This window comes from Streptomyces sp. NBC_00237, from assembly GCF_026342435.1.
GTDB lineage: Bacteria > Actinomycetota > Actinomycetes > Streptomycetales > Streptomycetaceae > Streptomyces.
In genome coordinates this window covers 560,975-575,485 of sequence record NZ_JAPEMT010000003.1, presented here as the reverse complement: position 1 = coordinate 575,485, position 14,511 = coordinate 560,975, and the positions used below count along the sequence as shown (strand labels likewise).

General features: G+C 73.3%; 12 protein-coding genes. 9 read left to right on the top strand and 3 right to left on the bottom strand.

The annotated features are described in order from the left end of the window. The first annotated feature begins 58 nt into the window (after positions 1 to 58). The 3 genes from OG897_RS29385 (at position 59) to OG897_RS29375 (ending at position 3,423) form a co-directional block, all read left to right on the top strand. On the top strand, positions 59 to 208 hold the full coding sequence (locus OG897_RS29385) for a hypothetical protein (protein WP_266661432.1): 150 nt from the start codon (positions 59 to 61) through the stop codon (positions 206 to 208). Positions 209 to 344: 136 nt separating this feature from the next. Continuing rightward, positions 345 to 3,224 carry a class IV lanthionine synthetase LanL gene (gene lanL, locus OG897_RS29380; RefSeq protein ID WP_266661431.1) on the top strand — a complete coding sequence of 960 codons (2,880 nt, stop codon included), beginning with the start codon at positions 345 to 347 and terminating at the stop codon, positions 3,222 to 3,224. 73 nt (positions 3,225 to 3,297) lie between these two features. Beyond that, on the top strand, positions 3,298 to 3,423 hold the full coding sequence (locus tag OG897_RS29375) for an ALQxL family class IV lanthipeptide (RefSeq protein WP_266661430.1): 126 nt from the start codon (positions 3,298 to 3,300) through the stop codon (positions 3,421 to 3,423). Positions 3,424 to 3,519: 96 nt separating this feature from the next. Here the strand turns inward: OG897_RS29375 and OG897_RS29370 are convergent, their stop codons facing one another. Continuing rightward, positions 3,520 to 4,107, bottom strand: coding sequence for a hypothetical protein (locus tag OG897_RS29370; RefSeq protein ID WP_266662487.1), 588 nt, complete (start codon positions 4,105 to 4,107; stop codon positions 3,520 to 3,522). Positions 4,108 to 4,473: 366 nt separating this feature from the next. Here OG897_RS29370 and OG897_RS29365 point away from each other — a divergent pair, with 366 nt between their 5' ends. The 3 genes from OG897_RS29365 (at position 4,474) to OG897_RS29355 (ending at position 7,490) form a co-directional block, all read left to right on the top strand. Further along, positions 4,474 to 6,345, top strand: coding sequence for a protein-arginine deiminase family protein (locus OG897_RS29365; RefSeq protein ID WP_266661428.1), 1,872 nt, complete (start codon positions 4,474 to 4,476; stop codon positions 6,343 to 6,345). Between the two features lie 360 nt (positions 6,346 to 6,705). After that, entirely contained in the window at positions 6,706 to 7,152 is a 447-nt protein-coding gene (locus OG897_RS29360; RefSeq protein ID WP_266661426.1) for a hypothetical protein, read from the top strand. A gap of 32 nt (positions 7,153 to 7,184) precedes the next feature. After that, positions 7,185 to 7,490, top strand: a complete 306-nt coding sequence (locus OG897_RS29355; RefSeq protein ID WP_266661424.1) for a hypothetical protein — start codon at positions 7,185 to 7,187, stop codon at positions 7,488 to 7,490. A 150-nt stretch (positions 7,491 to 7,640) separates the two neighbouring features. On the opposite strand, the gene OG897_RS29350 is transcribed toward OG897_RS29355, so the two are convergent. Together OG897_RS29350 and OG897_RS29345 are read right to left on the bottom strand one after the other, a co-directional pair. Beyond that, positions 7,641 to 9,356, bottom strand: a complete 1,716-nt coding sequence (locus OG897_RS29350; RefSeq protein ID WP_266661422.1) for a hypothetical protein — start codon at positions 9,354 to 9,356, stop codon at positions 7,641 to 7,643. Positions 9,357 to 9,598: 242 nt separating this feature from the next. Next, positions 9,599 to 10,612, bottom strand: a complete 1,014-nt coding sequence (locus tag OG897_RS29345; protein WP_266661420.1) for an SDR family oxidoreductase — start codon at positions 10,610 to 10,612, stop codon at positions 9,599 to 9,601. A gap of 235 nt (positions 10,613 to 10,847) precedes the next feature. Here OG897_RS29345 and OG897_RS29340 point away from each other — a divergent pair, with 235 nt between their 5' ends. From OG897_RS29340 to OG897_RS29330, 3 genes are all read left to right on the top strand, one after another. After that, positions 10,848 to 11,336, top strand: a complete 489-nt coding sequence (locus OG897_RS29340) for an SRPBCC family protein (RefSeq protein ID WP_266661418.1) — start codon at positions 10,848 to 10,850, stop codon at positions 11,334 to 11,336. Next, positions 11,329 to 12,939: an NAD(P)/FAD-dependent oxidoreductase gene (locus tag OG897_RS29335; RefSeq protein ID WP_266661416.1), complete on the top strand. Its 1,611-nt coding sequence runs from the start codon at positions 11,329 to 11,331 to the stop codon at positions 12,937 to 12,939. Before OG897_RS29340 ends, OG897_RS29335 begins: the two co-directional genes overlap by 8 nt. 64 nt (positions 12,940 to 13,003) lie before the next feature. Continuing rightward, complete coding sequence (locus OG897_RS29330; RefSeq protein WP_266661414.1) at positions 13,004 to 14,293, top strand: cytochrome P450; 1,290 nt, start codon at positions 13,004 to 13,006, stop codon at positions 14,291 to 14,293. Positions 14,294 to 14,511 lie beyond the last annotated feature (218 nt).

Here is a 14,511-nt window from a genome sequence, read left to right as displayed (position 1 = left end):
TCAAGAGGGCCTGCTTGCCGTGTACTTCACCCTCGTCTTGTCTCATCGGGAGCCGTTCATGCGTGTCCTCGCTCGCTGTCTTCTCGCCGTCACCCTGGTCCTGGCCGGTGGAGCCGCACTCTCCGCACCGGGCTCGGGTGCCGGGACGGCCGATGTCGTCAGCCTGGACTCCAGTTGGGGAGACGAGTACGTCCCGCCGGTGAGCTGACCGGCCGAGACCCTCCGGCCCCCTCCCCCGGGTCCTCCCGGGCTCCGCCGGAGAACTTCCGTACGCCACAAGTCCGTACGCAACAAGTCCGTACACCACAGGTCCGTACACCACGAGAGAGACGAGGCAGCCCCGCGTGGCCCCTGAGCCCGACACCTCCCCCGGCACCGGCCCCCGCCGCGCGCGTGCCGAGCGTCCCGCGGATCTGGCCCTGCTGCCCGATCTGGTCCGCTCGGTGCTCGCACGCTCGGGAGCGGCGGGCGCGGACTGGAGCGTGGAGACCGGCGAGTTCTGGTGCCACGTCGTCCCCGAGGGCACCCCGCGCCGCCGCCAGGGCTGGAAGCTGCACGTCTCGGCCACCCCGCTGGCCGCGCCCCTGACGCTGTCCCGGGCCGCTGACGTACTCGTCGCCCATCGGACACCGTTCAAGTTCGCGGCCAGCCCCGCCAGGGTCACCGCCCTGGTCGCCGGGCGCTACGCACGGGGCGGCAGCGGCAAGTTCCTCACCGTCTACCCGGCCGACGACCAGCAGTTCCGGGTCCTCGCCGAGGAGCTGCACCACGCCACGCTCGGGCTGCCCGGCCCCGCGGTCCTCTCCGACCGCAGGTACCTGCCCGACAGCCAGGTCTTCTACCGGTACGGAGTGTTCTCGGCGGCTGCCGAGGTGACCTTCGACGGCGTCTGGGCCCCGCGCCTCACCGATCCCGAGGGGCGCCCCGTACCGGATGAACGCAACGCCTGGTTCAGCCCACCCGCCTGGGCGGGCGAGCCCTTCCCCGACCGGCCCGCCGCTCCCGCGCGCAGCGCCGCCACCTCCAAGCCGGTCCTGCTGCACGACCGCTACCTCGTACGCGGTGCCCTCCAGCACTCGAACAAGGGCGGTGTGTTCCGGGCGGAGGACACCCGCAGCGGCGAGGCCGTCGTCCTCAAGCAGGCCCGCCCCCACGTGGGTACCGGGCTCGACGGGCTCGACGTACGCGACCTGCTGCGCCGCGAGGCCACCCTCCTTGAGCGCCTCGGCGCGGCCGAGCCCGGCCTGGTGCCCCGCCTGGTGGAGGTCTTCGAGCAGCAGGGCAGCGCGTTCCTGGTCGTCGCGACCGTGCCGGGCGCGAGCCTGCGCCGTACCGTCGCCGAACGCCTCGTCCACCACGGAGCCGCCTGCCCCGACGTCCCGACCGCCGACTCCCTCGCAGGTCAGCTGATCGAGCTCGTCGCCATGGCCCACCGGCACGGCCTCACCCTGCACGACTTCAACCCCAACAACGTCATGGTCACCCCCGAGGGCCGCCTCCTGCTCATCGACCTGGAGATGGCGGCCCGCGAGGGCCAGCGCTGGGTGCTCGGCGCGACCCCGGGCTACACGGCCCCCGAACTCCGCGCCCTCGACCAGGTCGCACCCGCGCTGCCTCCGAGCGTCGACCTGTACGCGCTCGGTGCCACGCTGCTGCACGCGCTGAGCGGGGCCGACCCGGTGTTCGTGCCCGACCTGCCCGCCGCCGGGGCGCGCCCCGACGAGGTGCGTCTGGAGGCGCTCGTACGGCTGCTGTCCCGCGACCACCCTCCGGTGCGGCGGCACGCCCCGTTGATCCTCGGCCTGATGCGCGACGCACCCGGCGAGCGGTGGACGTTGGAGCAGGCACAGCGGTACGTCGACGGGGCGGACGGAGCCGCGACGGCGTGCGAGGACCGCTCGGACGGGGCCGCCACGGCACGCGGCGCGGTCAGGGACCGGCTCCTCCACGACGGGCTCACGCACCTGCTCGCCACCCTGCGCCCCGGCCACCCCGAACGCCTGTGGGCCACCGACTCCCTCGGCGGGACCTGCGACCCGGTGGCCGTCCAGCACGGTGCGGCGGGCGGCGTCGCCGTACTCGCCCGTGCGCTGCGGCACTGGGGTCCGGACGAGGACTGGACGGGTCCGACGGCCGGTACGGGTCAGGCCCTGGCGACGTACGACCGACCGCTCCTGACCCGTACCGCCCTGCGCGAGGGACTTCGGTCCGCGGCTCTGTGGACCGCCGACCGGCACGACGCCCTTCCCGTCCAACCCCCGCTCCCCGGGCTGCACTTCGGACGGTCCGGCGCTGCCTGGGCGCTCCTCGACGCCGCACGCGCGCTCGACGCCGACGGAGGGGACGACGCCGGGCTGACCGCCCGCGCCACGGCCCTGGCCCTGGACCTGCCCCTGCGGTGGCCCAACCCGGACGTCTGTCACGGCGCGGCCGGTGCCGGGCTGACCCAGCTGCATTTCTGGCGCAGCACCGGGGACCTCAGGTTCCTGGAGCGCGCCGAGAAGGTGGCCGACGGGCTGCTCGCTGCGGCCCGGCACACCCCCGAGGGTGTCTTCTGGCCGGTGCCCGAGGACTTCGACTCCGGGCTTGCGGGCTCCTGGCACTACGGGTTCGCGCACGGTGTGGCGGGGGTGGGCACCTTCCTGCTGCTGGCTGCCGAGGCCACCGCGCAGGAGAGGTTCCGCACCGCGGCGGCCGAGGCCGGCACCACCCTGATCACCGCGGCCCGCGCCACCCCGACAGGCACCCTGTGGCCCGTCGACCGGGATCGCCACCTGTCCGACTCGCCCGATCTCGCCCGGCACTGGTGCAGCGGGTCGTCCGGCGTCGGCACCTTCCTGACCAGGCTCTGGGCGGCCAAGGGCGCACCGGGCGACGACGTCCGCGACCTGGTGGACGGGGCGGCCCTGGCCGTACGGGCAGGGCGGACCACCGACTCGTCCGCCACCTGCCACGGACTCACGGGCAATGCCGAATTCCTCCTGGACGCGGCGGAGTTCACCGGCGGCGACGCCCACCGCGATGGTGCCGAACTCCTGGTGGAACACCTGGCCACGCAGGCGGTCCTGCGCGACGGCAGGCTGCTGGTCCCCGACGAGACCCGCAAACGGGTCCTCGCCGGTTACGGCACCGGTCTGGCCGGCGTCCTCGCCCTGCTGCTGCGCATGCGCGACGGCGGCCCCCGCGCCTGGCTGCCCGACCTCGGGTACCCCCGCCCCTCCTGAGTTTCCGGCGGCCACCGGCCACCGGAGAAACCAGCACAACCCCTCTGTTCCACCATCGAAGAAGGAGACAGTCATGACCGAGTACGACGTCGACGCCCTGCAGGTCCTGCCCGAGGACGTCCGCACCGAGGACGCCCGTGGTGAAGAGCACGCCGCCGCGCTGATCACCTCCTGCGGCTGGCGCACCAGCGGCTGCTGACACACGCCGCACCCCCTACGTGACCGGACCGGCCGAGGCCGGTCCGGTCACGGCCTTCTTCCTCCGCCCGCTCGGCACGGTGGTACGGGTGGCGCGCTATCCCACCGACCGCTCTCCCGCGCCGAGTTCGATCGTCGTCGTGATGCGCGTGAGGGCGGGCTCGCGGGGAACCGACCCGAACCCGAAGCGGACCGGCGGGTCGACCGGGGCGAGGTTGCCCACGTCGGTGCCGTCGAAGGTGCCCGACAGGGCGGTGACCGGGTGCAGGTCGCGTGCGCCGTACCACTCGCGGCGTCCTCCCCCGGCGCTGCCGCGCGTGCGGACGCCGGAGAGCAGGAACCGTGCGGGCACATCGGTCACCGCGCACCAGGCAGGACGGGCGGCCAGTGGGCCGGGGACCGCCCGGAGCAGGAGGCCGAGGGGGCCGCGCCGGCCGACGCGGAATCGTAGATCGAGCGGACCTGCGGACACTGCCCAGAGGCCGTCCGCCACGCTCACGCGGACCGGCGCGACGCGCACCGTGTCATAGGTGTACGTACGGCGGATGAACTCGGCGGTCTCGGGAGTGGGGGCCAGCAACAGCCTTTCCCCGTCGGCCCGTTCGACCATGGCGTCGCTGAGTGGGCCGAAGGGCGAACGCGGCCAGTGACCCAGCACGATCCGGGTTCCGCCGGAGGTTCCCATCCCGGCGATCCAGCCGTCGAAGCGCAGCCTGCGGCGAGGGGGGTGTCGGGTCGTGCTCGATGACGGATTCACCCTCACATAGTGGCTCCGGTCCGCCCGTATGTCTGCTCGCCGCACAGCTCCAGGAGCTTCTTCACCGGAGTGATCGCCACCGCCACCGGCGCGCCGAGGGGAGTACGCCTTCGTCGCGCCGCCGTGTGAGGACTCCGGGAACGGACTGCGCACAACGATGTATGCACGTTTCGTCACGGCGGATGACGAATGCCCGCTACGTGGCCGCGAGCCTGAGAAGAGGAACGGCGGTTCCGTTCCTCTCGCTCCTTTCCGGAAGGACACGTCATGCCGGGAACACGCACGACCACACGCATGCGTACGGGATCGGCGGTGCTGGTCGCCCTGCTCGCCGGGGCCGCCACCCTCGCTCCCTCCCCCGTCTCCGCCACCGCACCGACCGCACCGCCGGACCTGCGCGCCGACGTCGACCAGGACGGCCTCGTCGACGTCACCGGCGAATCGGACGAGGCCGGTGAGGAGCAGTGGCGGCCGGGGCGGGGCGCGGTGTTCCTTCCCAACCTCGATGACGACGCCCGCCGCTGCCGGGCGACCGACGCCGACCTGGACCGCGTCGACCCAGCCGTGGACGAACGCCTCGCCGCCTGCCACGACGCCGCCGACGAGCGGGTGAACGGGCCGCGCGACGAGGCGGACCTCGCCCCGCTGCGGGTGCGGCCGATGCGGGTCGGCGACGACGCCTCCGGCCGGATCGACGTGCCGCCCGGCCAGGCCCCGTACGTACGGATCTTCATCCGGCGGAGCGGTCAACTCACGCCCCTGCACGGCGATCTGACGGCACGTGAGCTGCGCACCGGGGTCGAACTCGCCGTCGAGGGACGGGACGTGGTACGCGATCCACGCCGCTGGAACGGCGAGGTGGACTTCGTTCTGACGGTACGTCAGGGGCCGTCGGGTGCGGTCACGTCCGACCGGGTACGGATGAAGGTCGCGCCCGTGCTCGTACAGCACGATCTCCAGCGCGCGGAGTCCGTGTTCGCCGCCGCACCGGGGCCCGGCAGCGGCATCGTGCCGGGCTGGATCGGGGCCCGGTACAAGCCGACGGAGTGGAAGCCATTCGCGGACTCGCTGCGCAGGGCGGCCGAGCGCGCCGGGCTGCCCCGCGACAAGGTGACGTTCACGCCGGGCACCGCGCAGTGGTGGCGGGACATCTGGCGGCAGGACATGGTCGAGCCGGGGACGGTGAGCATGCCGGTGGCCGGCGGGGTGCACCGGATGCGCGTCCTGCTGCGGGCACCGGTGGTGTGGCCGGAGAACGCGTGGGGCCCGAGCACGCTGAGCCGGTCCGCGCGGCTGCTGTTCCGGGACCTGCGCGGGCCCGACGTGGGCGTCGTCCAGCAGTTCACCCGGGCCCGCCCGGCGAACGTGGACGACCTCCAGAACTTCGCCGGGAACTTCGAGTCCGTACCGCCGCAGCCCGGCCACCCGCAGGGCCGCGTCGTGTACGGCACGAGCGCGACGCGCGCCCCCGACCCCTCCTTCGTGCGGATGCTCGCCGCGCAGGGGCAGCAGGCGCCGATCGCGATCGACACGTCGTGGCTGGTGGTGGGGCACACGGACGAGACGGTGCACGTCGTGCGCGCCGACAACGCGCGCGGCTGGACCCTGATGGTCTCCGACCCCCGGCAGGCGGTGCGGCTGCTGAAGGAGGCGTCCGCGCGGGGCGAGGGCGGCCGGAAGCTCTTCGAGGGTACGACCGCCGAGGACCGTCCGACGGTCGACGCGGTGCTCGGCGACGGGAAGTTCGTCGCGGGCAACGAGGAGGCGGCCCGCCGCATCGACGGCCAGCTCGCGACGCTCCTGCACGAAACGGGCCTGCCTGAAAGGGAGTTGGTGCGCGTTCCCGTCCTCTACGTCTGGGGGAAGTTCGACCCCTCGGTGCCGGAGGCGCGGGCCGTCGCCTTCTCCCCCGGCCTCGCCAACGGCCTCTCCCTCACCGCCCGCGACTACGCCGCCCCCGACCCGCACGGCCCGAGGGTGGGCCGCGAAGACCTGTTCCGTACGGCCACGGAACGCGCCCTGCGCGGCCAGGGGGTGCGCGTGCACTGGGTGGAGAACTTCAAGTGGGCGCACCTGGCGGGCGGCGAGGTGCACTGCGCGACCAACGCCCTGCGGGACACGTCGCGGGAAGCGCCCTGGTGGCGGGGCGGGGGCGCGCGGCAGTGAGATCCGGACATGACCGGGTGGGCACCGAGGGTGACTTCTTCGCCTCGATGTCGGGGGCCCGCCTGTTCCTGGCCGAGTCCGTCCTCGGCGAGGGGGGCCGAGCCCCGGATCGCCGCACTACTGGACCTGACGATGATGGGCATGCTCGACGGCCGTGAACGTACCCGCGCCGGTGTGCCGGGCCGGTACCCGCCCGAAAGGGTGGGTACCGCACCCTCGACGGAGATCGCTACGGTTCTCGAAGTCGGAGCGGCACTCGCGAGGGCAACGACCACCGTGGCTGCGATCCACGCCTGCTTCTCGCGTCGTACGCCGCCTCGGCAATCCTCCATGACCACCGGACACCACGAAGGAGACCTGGTGAAACGATCGGCCGTCTTGGGTCTGCGCTCCACCGCCGCTGCTCTCGCCGCATCGGCATGCCTCGTCGGAGGTGCCACGTTCGCCCGGGCGGACCCGGCCGGGGGTCGAACCGCCCCGGGGAGCGGGCACGAGTACCGCAGTTCCGCGACCGCCACGTGTCTGGACGTCCCGGCCCACGCCCGTGAACTGGGCTCCTCGGTCCGGCCGTTCGACTGCAAGAGCGCAATCGATCAGCAGCACGTCTCGACCGAGGTGCGCACGTTCACCGGCAGCGGGATGGGAACGTCGCCGTCCCAGGCGGTGGACGGCGCCGCCCGGATGGCCTACTCGATCGCCCAGGGAGCGGGCTGGCAGGCGAACCAGTGCTACGTCCGCGCCACCGATGTCCGGTGGGTCGGCGGTGGCGTGTACTCCGCGGTCGCCAGCCTGTTCTGCCAGCGCTGAATCACACCAACCTCCAGAGAACGGATACCGACATGACCTCGAAACTCATCCGAGGCGGGGCCGTCATGGCTCTCGCGGCCCTCGCCGCGCTCGCACCGACCGTGGCGCAGGCCAGCACGCAGACCAGCACGCAGGCCACGCAGGAGACGCGGGTGTTCACAGGCTTCCACTCCGGGAACAGCCCGAAGGAGGCGAAGCGGAAAGCCGAGACGGCGGCCCGCCAGAACGCGATGATCGGCGGGTTCCTCAGCGAGCAGTGCGTACTGCTCTACGCCAACTCCAGCCGGATGGGGCCCGGGTACTACTGGGGCGACGCCGCGATCAACTGCACCCGCTGATCAACTGCACCGCTGATCAGCTGCCACCGCTGATCCGCTGATCAGCCCCCCGTTGAGGCGAACCGGTGCGCCTCAACGGAACCCGCCTCCCCTGCCCACAACAGACCTTTCCTGTCAGGGCGTTGGCGGTCCTGTGACCGCCTTCACGGCTCACAGTCGATCGAGCCCGTCTTCGCGGACCCGCTGGGCCAGGTCGATCTTCGTGTAAGCAGGTCTGCCCACGGTCCGGTACTTGGCCTTGACCTGGCTGAGGTAGTACTTGGCCGTGTTCGGCGTGATGCCCGCCCGCCGGGCCGCCGACGTGAGGGTCATTCCGGAGGTGTAGTCCAACAGGATGCGCAGCTCCTTGGGGGCGAGCCGGGGTACGACGGGTTTGACGCCCGCCGGGTCGGGCCTGTCTCCGTAGGTGATCCCGTTCAGCCAGCCGGGCAGATCGGCGGCGGCGAAATCGCGGGTGAAGACCTCCGGAGGACGGCCGCAGGAGTACACGTCGTCCCGGATGCCGCCGTGCCCGCGGAAACCGAGGCCCTGGACCAGGGCCTGGTAGTTCGGGCTGGCGGTGGAGACGACCAGGCGCTCGCCCTGGACAGCCTGCCGCAGGACGTGTCTCAGCAGGTGGGCGCGCGCGGCTGGGTCGGCGCAGTGAGCGACGCCCAGAAACAGCCCGCCTGCCGTCAGTGTCCTGCTGTGCTGCTGGAGCAGCGGTTCCAGACCGTCCACCGTACGCTCGCCGATCGGCATCAGATTGGCCAGGCCGATCGCCCGGCCGTCCCGGTCGCGGGCGATGTGGAAGGCGGAGATGTCGTCCGCGCCCCAGCGCTCGGTGAGGCGGTCACAGCGGCGCGGGTCGAAGCCGCTGTCCAGGGCCCATCGGCGCATCAGCCGCCCGATGTCGTCGGCGTCTGCGGCGACGGCCGTGTGGAAGCCCACCGCGTGCTCGTCGGCCGGGAACAACTCGCGGCGCAGCAGTGGGTCGCCGGTGAGGAAGAGTCCCTGGTCGGTGAGGTCCGCGCGCTCCTTGGGGTCGCGAGCACGGTCGAGCAGGGTCAGGCGGTAGTCACGGGCGCGGGTCCTGACGCTTTCGTGTGCCTCCGGCCGCCGCCACCGGTAGGCCAGTTCGAGCACCGTCCGGTACGGTTCCGTGATCCGGAGCCCGAGGGTGTCGCGGTGGACGATGCTGAGCGCGGCGAGCGAGGAGAAGTGGTCCGGGCCACCGGGCAGCAGCTCCTCGTCCCCGCACCCGACGGTGGCGAGAAGCCGCAGCGCGTGCCGCCACCGTCTGCCGGGCAACTCGCGGCCCAGCCGGTCCAGGATCACCTCGGCGAGTTGGTCGGCGAGAGCGCCGGGTGAGACCGCCGACACGCCGGAGTCCAGAGCACGGCAGGCGGCGTCCGAGAGCAGCGGGATGCCACCTGCCAACCGGGCCACGAGTACCCGCCCGTCGGCAGGCTCGATTCCTGGGGCACGAGAGGGGAGTTCCCCGCCGCCAGCGGGTGTCATGGTGACGGCGAGCGCGCCCGAGTTCACCCAGCGAGGATGGGACAGGACCGGTCGGCGGCTGACGACGACCACGGTCGGGCACTCGCCTCCGGCGTCATCAAGCACGGCGTCATCAAGTACAGCGTCGTCGAGCACAGCGCGCAGTACGTTCAGACGCCGCAGGCCGTCGGCGCTGTCGATCACCAGCAGGCGCCGGGCGGGATCGGCCAGAGCCCTGCGCAGCGCGACGAGTGCGCCGGACCGGTCGAGGTCCACCACGGCCGCGTTCTCCAGGCGGGCCGCGAGCATCGACTTTCCCACGCCCAACGGGCCGGTCAGGTTGACCAGTCGGTGGGTGGCCACCGCCGCACGTAAGTCCTCGAGCACCTGCGATTCTTCCTTCCGGCCCCGCCCGCAGACACGTTTCTGTCCCCGGGCCCCCTGCCTGACGATGGACTGTATCGACGTGCCCGCTCCCTCTGGAAGGCACCACAGCGCCATTTCCGCGCGGGCTGCCGCGAGGTGGGTGTCGGTCCGGTCGGGCCACGGCTCGTGCTTCCCGTGCGTGTCCGGCGACCCCACGGCCGCGCGATCCGGTCCGCCTCAATCTCCGTGCCCGCTCCTGTTGCTCACCTGCGTCCGCGCTTCTCGACGAGCGTCGTACGCGGCCGCCCCCGGGCCATCAGCCCCGCCCCCGCCAGGCCCGCCGCCAGCGTCAGGGCGCCGGCCCTGCGCAGTGCGGTGCGCCTGCGGCCGTGCCAGCCGCCGTCCACCGTCGCCGGGTCGGCGGAGGGCCGCAGGACGTTGCCTTCGGTGAGCGGTGCCGTACGGGTGCGGGAGAGGTGGGAGCGGTCCATCTGCCGGGCCAGCACCCGCTCCACGAGGGCCGGGGTCAGCTTCGACTGGATGCCCAGGACCCTGCCCGCAGGGCCGACGTACGCCTCCCGGCGGGGGCGCAGCGCCAGCCGGACCACCGTCTTCGCGGCACGGCGCGCGGTGTAGACGGGGGCCATGGGGGTCACGGCGCGGCCCGAGTAGTTGGCCGCGTTGCGGAAGAAGGGGGTGTCCATGCTCGCGGGGAGCACGGTGCAGACGTGGACGTCGTCCTGCCCGGCGAGGCGGAGTTCCTGGCGGAGGCTGCCGCCCAGTGCGCGGATCGCCGCCTTGGACAGGACGTAGGGGGTGTTGTACGGGACGACGGCGGCGCCCACGACCGAGGACACGTTGACGACCGTGCCCTGCCGCTGGCCGTACATCACGCGCAGGGCCGCGCGGGAACCGTTGACGCAGCCCAGTACGTTCACGTCCAGGACCTGCCGGAACACCTCGTGCGGCACCTCGTGAAGAGCGCCGAAGGCCGCCACCGCGGCGTTGTTGAGCCAGACGTCGATCCGCCCGAACTCGGCGACGGCCCGCCGGGCGAGGTCGTCCACCGCCTTCGCGTCCGTCACGTCGGTGGGCACCGCGAGCGTGCGCGCGCCGTGTTCGGTGCGGCACTGTCCGGCGAGGTCCTCCAGTTCGTCCGCGCGGCGGGCGGCCAGCACCAGGGCGCACCCCCGTTCCGCGAATTCCCGCGCGCAGGCCCGGCCGACGCCGCTCGACGCCCCCGTGATCACGACGACCTTGTCCATGTCAGCAGTCACGTGCTCCGGCTCCTTCCGTTCGTACGAGGTCGGATCCCGGTGCGCTGCCCGCGCACCGGCCCGGCCGGGTACCCAGGACCGAGGGGAGCCACACCACCCGTCGGTGCGACGCGGCGAGGGGTGTAAAGCGGGCCCGGCTGGTCACTCGGCACCTGCGGGGGCAACCACCAGCGTCCAACCAGCGGCCACCAGCTGTCAGACGATCTGACGGCCGAGCGGGCCGACCGGAGGAACCATGGCAGTACGACACCAGCTCATCCGCCGACCTCCCCACGCGCTGTGGGACGTGCTGTGCGACCCATCGCGCTACCACGAATGGGTGGTCGGCACGCACGCGTCGCGGCCGGGCGAGGGCGACTGGCCGAAACCCGGCTCGACCCTGCTCTACACCGTCCGGTTCGGCCCCGGGGAGTTCGAGGGAACCACCGTCGTGCGCCGCCACGAGCCGCCGTACGCCCTGGAGTTGGAGGCCCACAGCGGCCCCCTCGGCACTGCCCGCATCGCCTTCGACATCCGCCCCTGGGGCGAGCACACCCTGGTCGTCCTCGACGAACATCCGCTGCGCGGCGTGGGGGGTGCCCTGCACAACAGTGCCGTGGACGCCCTGCTGCAACTGCGCCACCGCCGTCTGCTCGGCAGGCTCGCCCGGATCGTCGAGGAGTCGGCACCTCACGGGAGCGACGAGCGGGCTCCGGACCGGGGCGGAGAGCGGGCCGATGCCTGACGCCGTGGTGATCGGCAGCGGGCCCAACGGGCTCGTCGCCGCGAACCTGCTGGCCGACGCCGGATGGCAGGTGACCGTCCTGGAGGCGCAGGACCAGCCGGGCGGTGCGGTGCGCAGCGATCGTGCCGTGCACCCGGACTACGTCAGTGACGTCTTCAGCGCGTTCTACCCGCTCGCCGCTGCCTCCCCCGTGATCGGCGCCCTCGGTCTGGACCGGTACGGCCTGCGCTGGAGCCACGCCCCGCACGTACTCGCCCACCCGCTGCCGGACGGGCGCTGTGCGGTGCTGGACCGCGACCGTGAGGTGACCGCCGGGAGCCTGGACGGTTTCGCACCGGGCGACGGGCAGGCGTGGCGGGAGCTGTGCGCGGGCTGGGACCGGGTCGGCGGGCCCGTGCTGGACGCCCTGTTCACGCCCTTCCCGCCCGTGCGGTCGGGTGCGGCGCTCGCCGCGCGCGTACGTGCTGCGGGCGGGCTCCGCTTCGTACGGGAACTGCTGCTTCCGGTACGGCGGCTGGGCGAGGAGAAGTTCGCCGGGGAAGGCGGCAGGCTGCTGCTGGCCGGGAACGCGCTGCACGCGGACCTGGCCCCGGAGGCGGCCGGAAGCGGCGGATTCGGCTGGCTGATGTCCATGCTCGGCCAGAGCCACGGCTTCCCGGTGCCGGTCGGCGGCGCGGGGGCGCTCACCGACGCCCTGGTGGCCCGGCTGCGCGAGCGCGGAGGCGATGTGTACTGCGGGCGGCAGGTCACCGAGGTGGTGGTGCGCGGCGGCAGGGCGCTGGGCGTACGCACCGCCGACGGGGAGGCGGTACGCGCCCGGCACGCGGTGCTCGCCGACGTCAGCGCACCCCAGCTCTACCGCGAGCTGGTCGCCTCGGCCCATCTCCCGTCCCGTGTCCACGACGACCTGCGGCGGTTCGCCTGGGACTTCGCGACGTTCAAGGTGGACTGGGCGCTCGAAGGACCCGTCCCGTGGACCGCGTCCGAGGCCGCGGGGGCGGGCACCGTGCACCTCACGGACGGCGTCGACGACCTCACCCGGTTCGCCGCCCAACTGGCCACCGGCCGGGTCCCGGACCGCCCGTTCCTGCTCTTCGGGCAGATGACCACGGCGGACCCGTCCCGCTCCCCCACCGGCACGGAATCCGCCTGGGCGTACACCCACGTGCCGCAGGAGGTGCGCGGCGACGCCGGAGACAGCCGGATCAGCGGCAGCTGGGACAAGGGGGAGCAGGAGGCGATGGCCGACCGGATGGAGGAGCAGGTCGAACGGTACGCACCGGGTTTCCGCGACCGCGTCCGCGACCGCCGCGTCCTCGCCCCGCCCACCCTCCAGGCGGCGAACGCCAATCTGCGCAACGGGGCCATCAACGGCGGCACCGCGTCCTTGCACCAACAGCTCGTCTGGCGCCCCGTCCCGGGCACCGGCCGCCCCGAGACCCCGGTGCGCGGCCTCTACCTCGCCTCGGCCTCCGCCCACCCCGGCGGCGGCGTGCACGGCGCCCCGGGAGCCAACGCGGCCCGGGCCGCCCTGCGCGCCCGAGGCCCGTTCCGCAGCGCCGCCGTGGCGGCACAGCGCGCGCTGACCGGGCGACGGCGGTGAACACCCTGCCCCTCGCCCCCGTCCGGTCCGTCCGCACCCCGAGTTCACCGGAAGGACAGCGATCATGATCGACAACACCCTCCCCCTCCTCGTCAAGGGCTACGGCTGGCTGCCCGACCTGCGACGCCGCAGCGACGACGGCCCGTTGTGGACGCGGCTGGCGGGCCGCAGCGCCCTCGCCCTGCACGGCACGGACGCGGTGCGCTGGTTCTACGACGAGCGGCACGTCGTACGGCAGGACGCGCTGCCCGGCCCCCTCCTCGACACGCTCTTCGGGCGTGGAGCCGTGCACACCCTGGACGGAGAATCCCACCGCACCCGGAAGGCGATGTTCCTGACCGAGCTCAAGGACCCGGAGGCCGTGCACGAACTGACCGGCCTCGCGGCCACCGAATGGGACCGCGCGGCAGCACGCTGGGCGGCACGGGGCCGGGCGGTGCTGTTCGACGAAGCAGCCGAAGTGATCACGCGCGCCGTCTGTGCCTGGGCCGGGGTGGCTCTGCCGGAAGGACCCGACGGCGCCCGGCAGACGGCCGCGGACCTGGTGGCGATGGTCGACGGGTTCGCCACGGCCGGCCCACGCCACTTCCGGGCCCGCCGCGCCCGTCACCGCCAAGAGGCGAGGATCGCCGACCTCGTCACCACGGAACGCGAGCGCGCCCGTGCGGCAGAGCCCGGACAGGAGGGCCCCGGCAGTGCCTCCACCGCACTCGCCGCCGTAGCCGCCCACCGGGATGCCGACGGCACACGGCTCGATCCGCGCACGGCGGCCGTGGAAGTCCTCAACGTCGTCCGGCCGACCGTGGCCGTCAGCTGGTTCGTCGCCTTCGCCGCCCACGCCCTGCACCGGTGGCCGCGACAGCGTGAGTTCCTGGTGCGCGGCGGTGCCGAGGAGGCCGTGGCCTTCGCCCACGAGGTGCGCCGCTTCTACCCGTTCGCACCCTTCGTCGCGGGCCTGGCCGCCGAAGGGGCCCGGTGGCAGGACAGGGAGATCCCGGCCGGGACGATGGTCCTGCTCGACCTCTACGGCCTGAACCACGACGAGAAGCTGTGGCCCGACCCGTACGCCTTCGACCCGGACCGCTTCCTCGGCCGCCCGCCGGAACGCGACACGCTCGTCCCGCAGGGCGGCGGCGATCCGGCCGCCGGTCACCGCTGCCCGGGCGAGGACGTCACCGTGGCCCTGCTGGCCACCCTCGCGCCGCGTCTGGCCCGGCTGTCCTACGACGTCCCCGCCCAGGACCTGACGATCCCGCTGCACCGCATCCCGACCCGGCCGCGCAGCGGGGTCGTCCTGGCGAACGTACGGTCACCGCATTCCGAGCGACCGCTCGGGGCCGCAGCCACCCGCTGACCCGCGCGCACGCCTCTCGGCACGCTGAGGCCGCCCTGCGATTCCTTCCGCAGGGCGGCCTCGGTACCACGTACGCGAAAGGAGGTCTCCTGCAGGATGCGGGAAGGCGAAGGCGACCTTCAGCCCGCTGAACGTCCTCGGACAGTCTGATGAGCGGTTCGAGACGGCCCTGGACCGCGAAGCGGTGAAACCCGCGCTGCGGGCCCTGCCCGAGCGGG

What these genes read in the sequence shown, in the direction of transcription:
- OG897_RS29385 (WP_266661432.1), top strand. Translation starts at nt 59, where the DNA reads ATGCGTGTCCTCGCTCGCTGTCTTCTCGCCGTCACCCTGGTCCTGGCC.
- OG897_RS29375 (WP_266661430.1), top strand. Translation starts at nt 3,298, where the DNA reads ATGACCGAGTACGACGTCGACGCCCTGCAGGTCCTGCCCGAGGACGTC.
- OG897_RS29370 (WP_266662487.1), bottom strand. Translation starts at nt 4,107, where the DNA reads ATGGGAACCTCCGGCGGAACCCGGATCGTGCTGGGTCACTGGCCGCGT.
- OG897_RS29365 (WP_266661428.1), top strand. Translation starts at nt 4,474, where the DNA reads ATGCGTACGGGATCGGCGGTGCTGGTCGCCCTGCTCGCCGGGGCCGCC.
- OG897_RS29355 (WP_266661424.1), top strand. Translation starts at nt 7,185, where the DNA reads ATGACCTCGAAACTCATCCGAGGCGGGGCCGTCATGGCTCTCGCGGCC.
- OG897_RS29340 (WP_266661418.1), top strand. Translation starts at nt 10,848, where the DNA reads ATGGCAGTACGACACCAGCTCATCCGCCGACCTCCCCACGCGCTGTGG.
- OG897_RS29335 (WP_266661416.1), top strand. Translation starts at nt 11,329, where the DNA reads ATGCCTGACGCCGTGGTGATCGGCAGCGGGCCCAACGGGCTCGTCGCC.
- OG897_RS29330 (WP_266661414.1), top strand. Translation starts at nt 13,004, where the DNA reads ATGATCGACAACACCCTCCCCCTCCTCGTCAAGGGCTACGGCTGGCTG.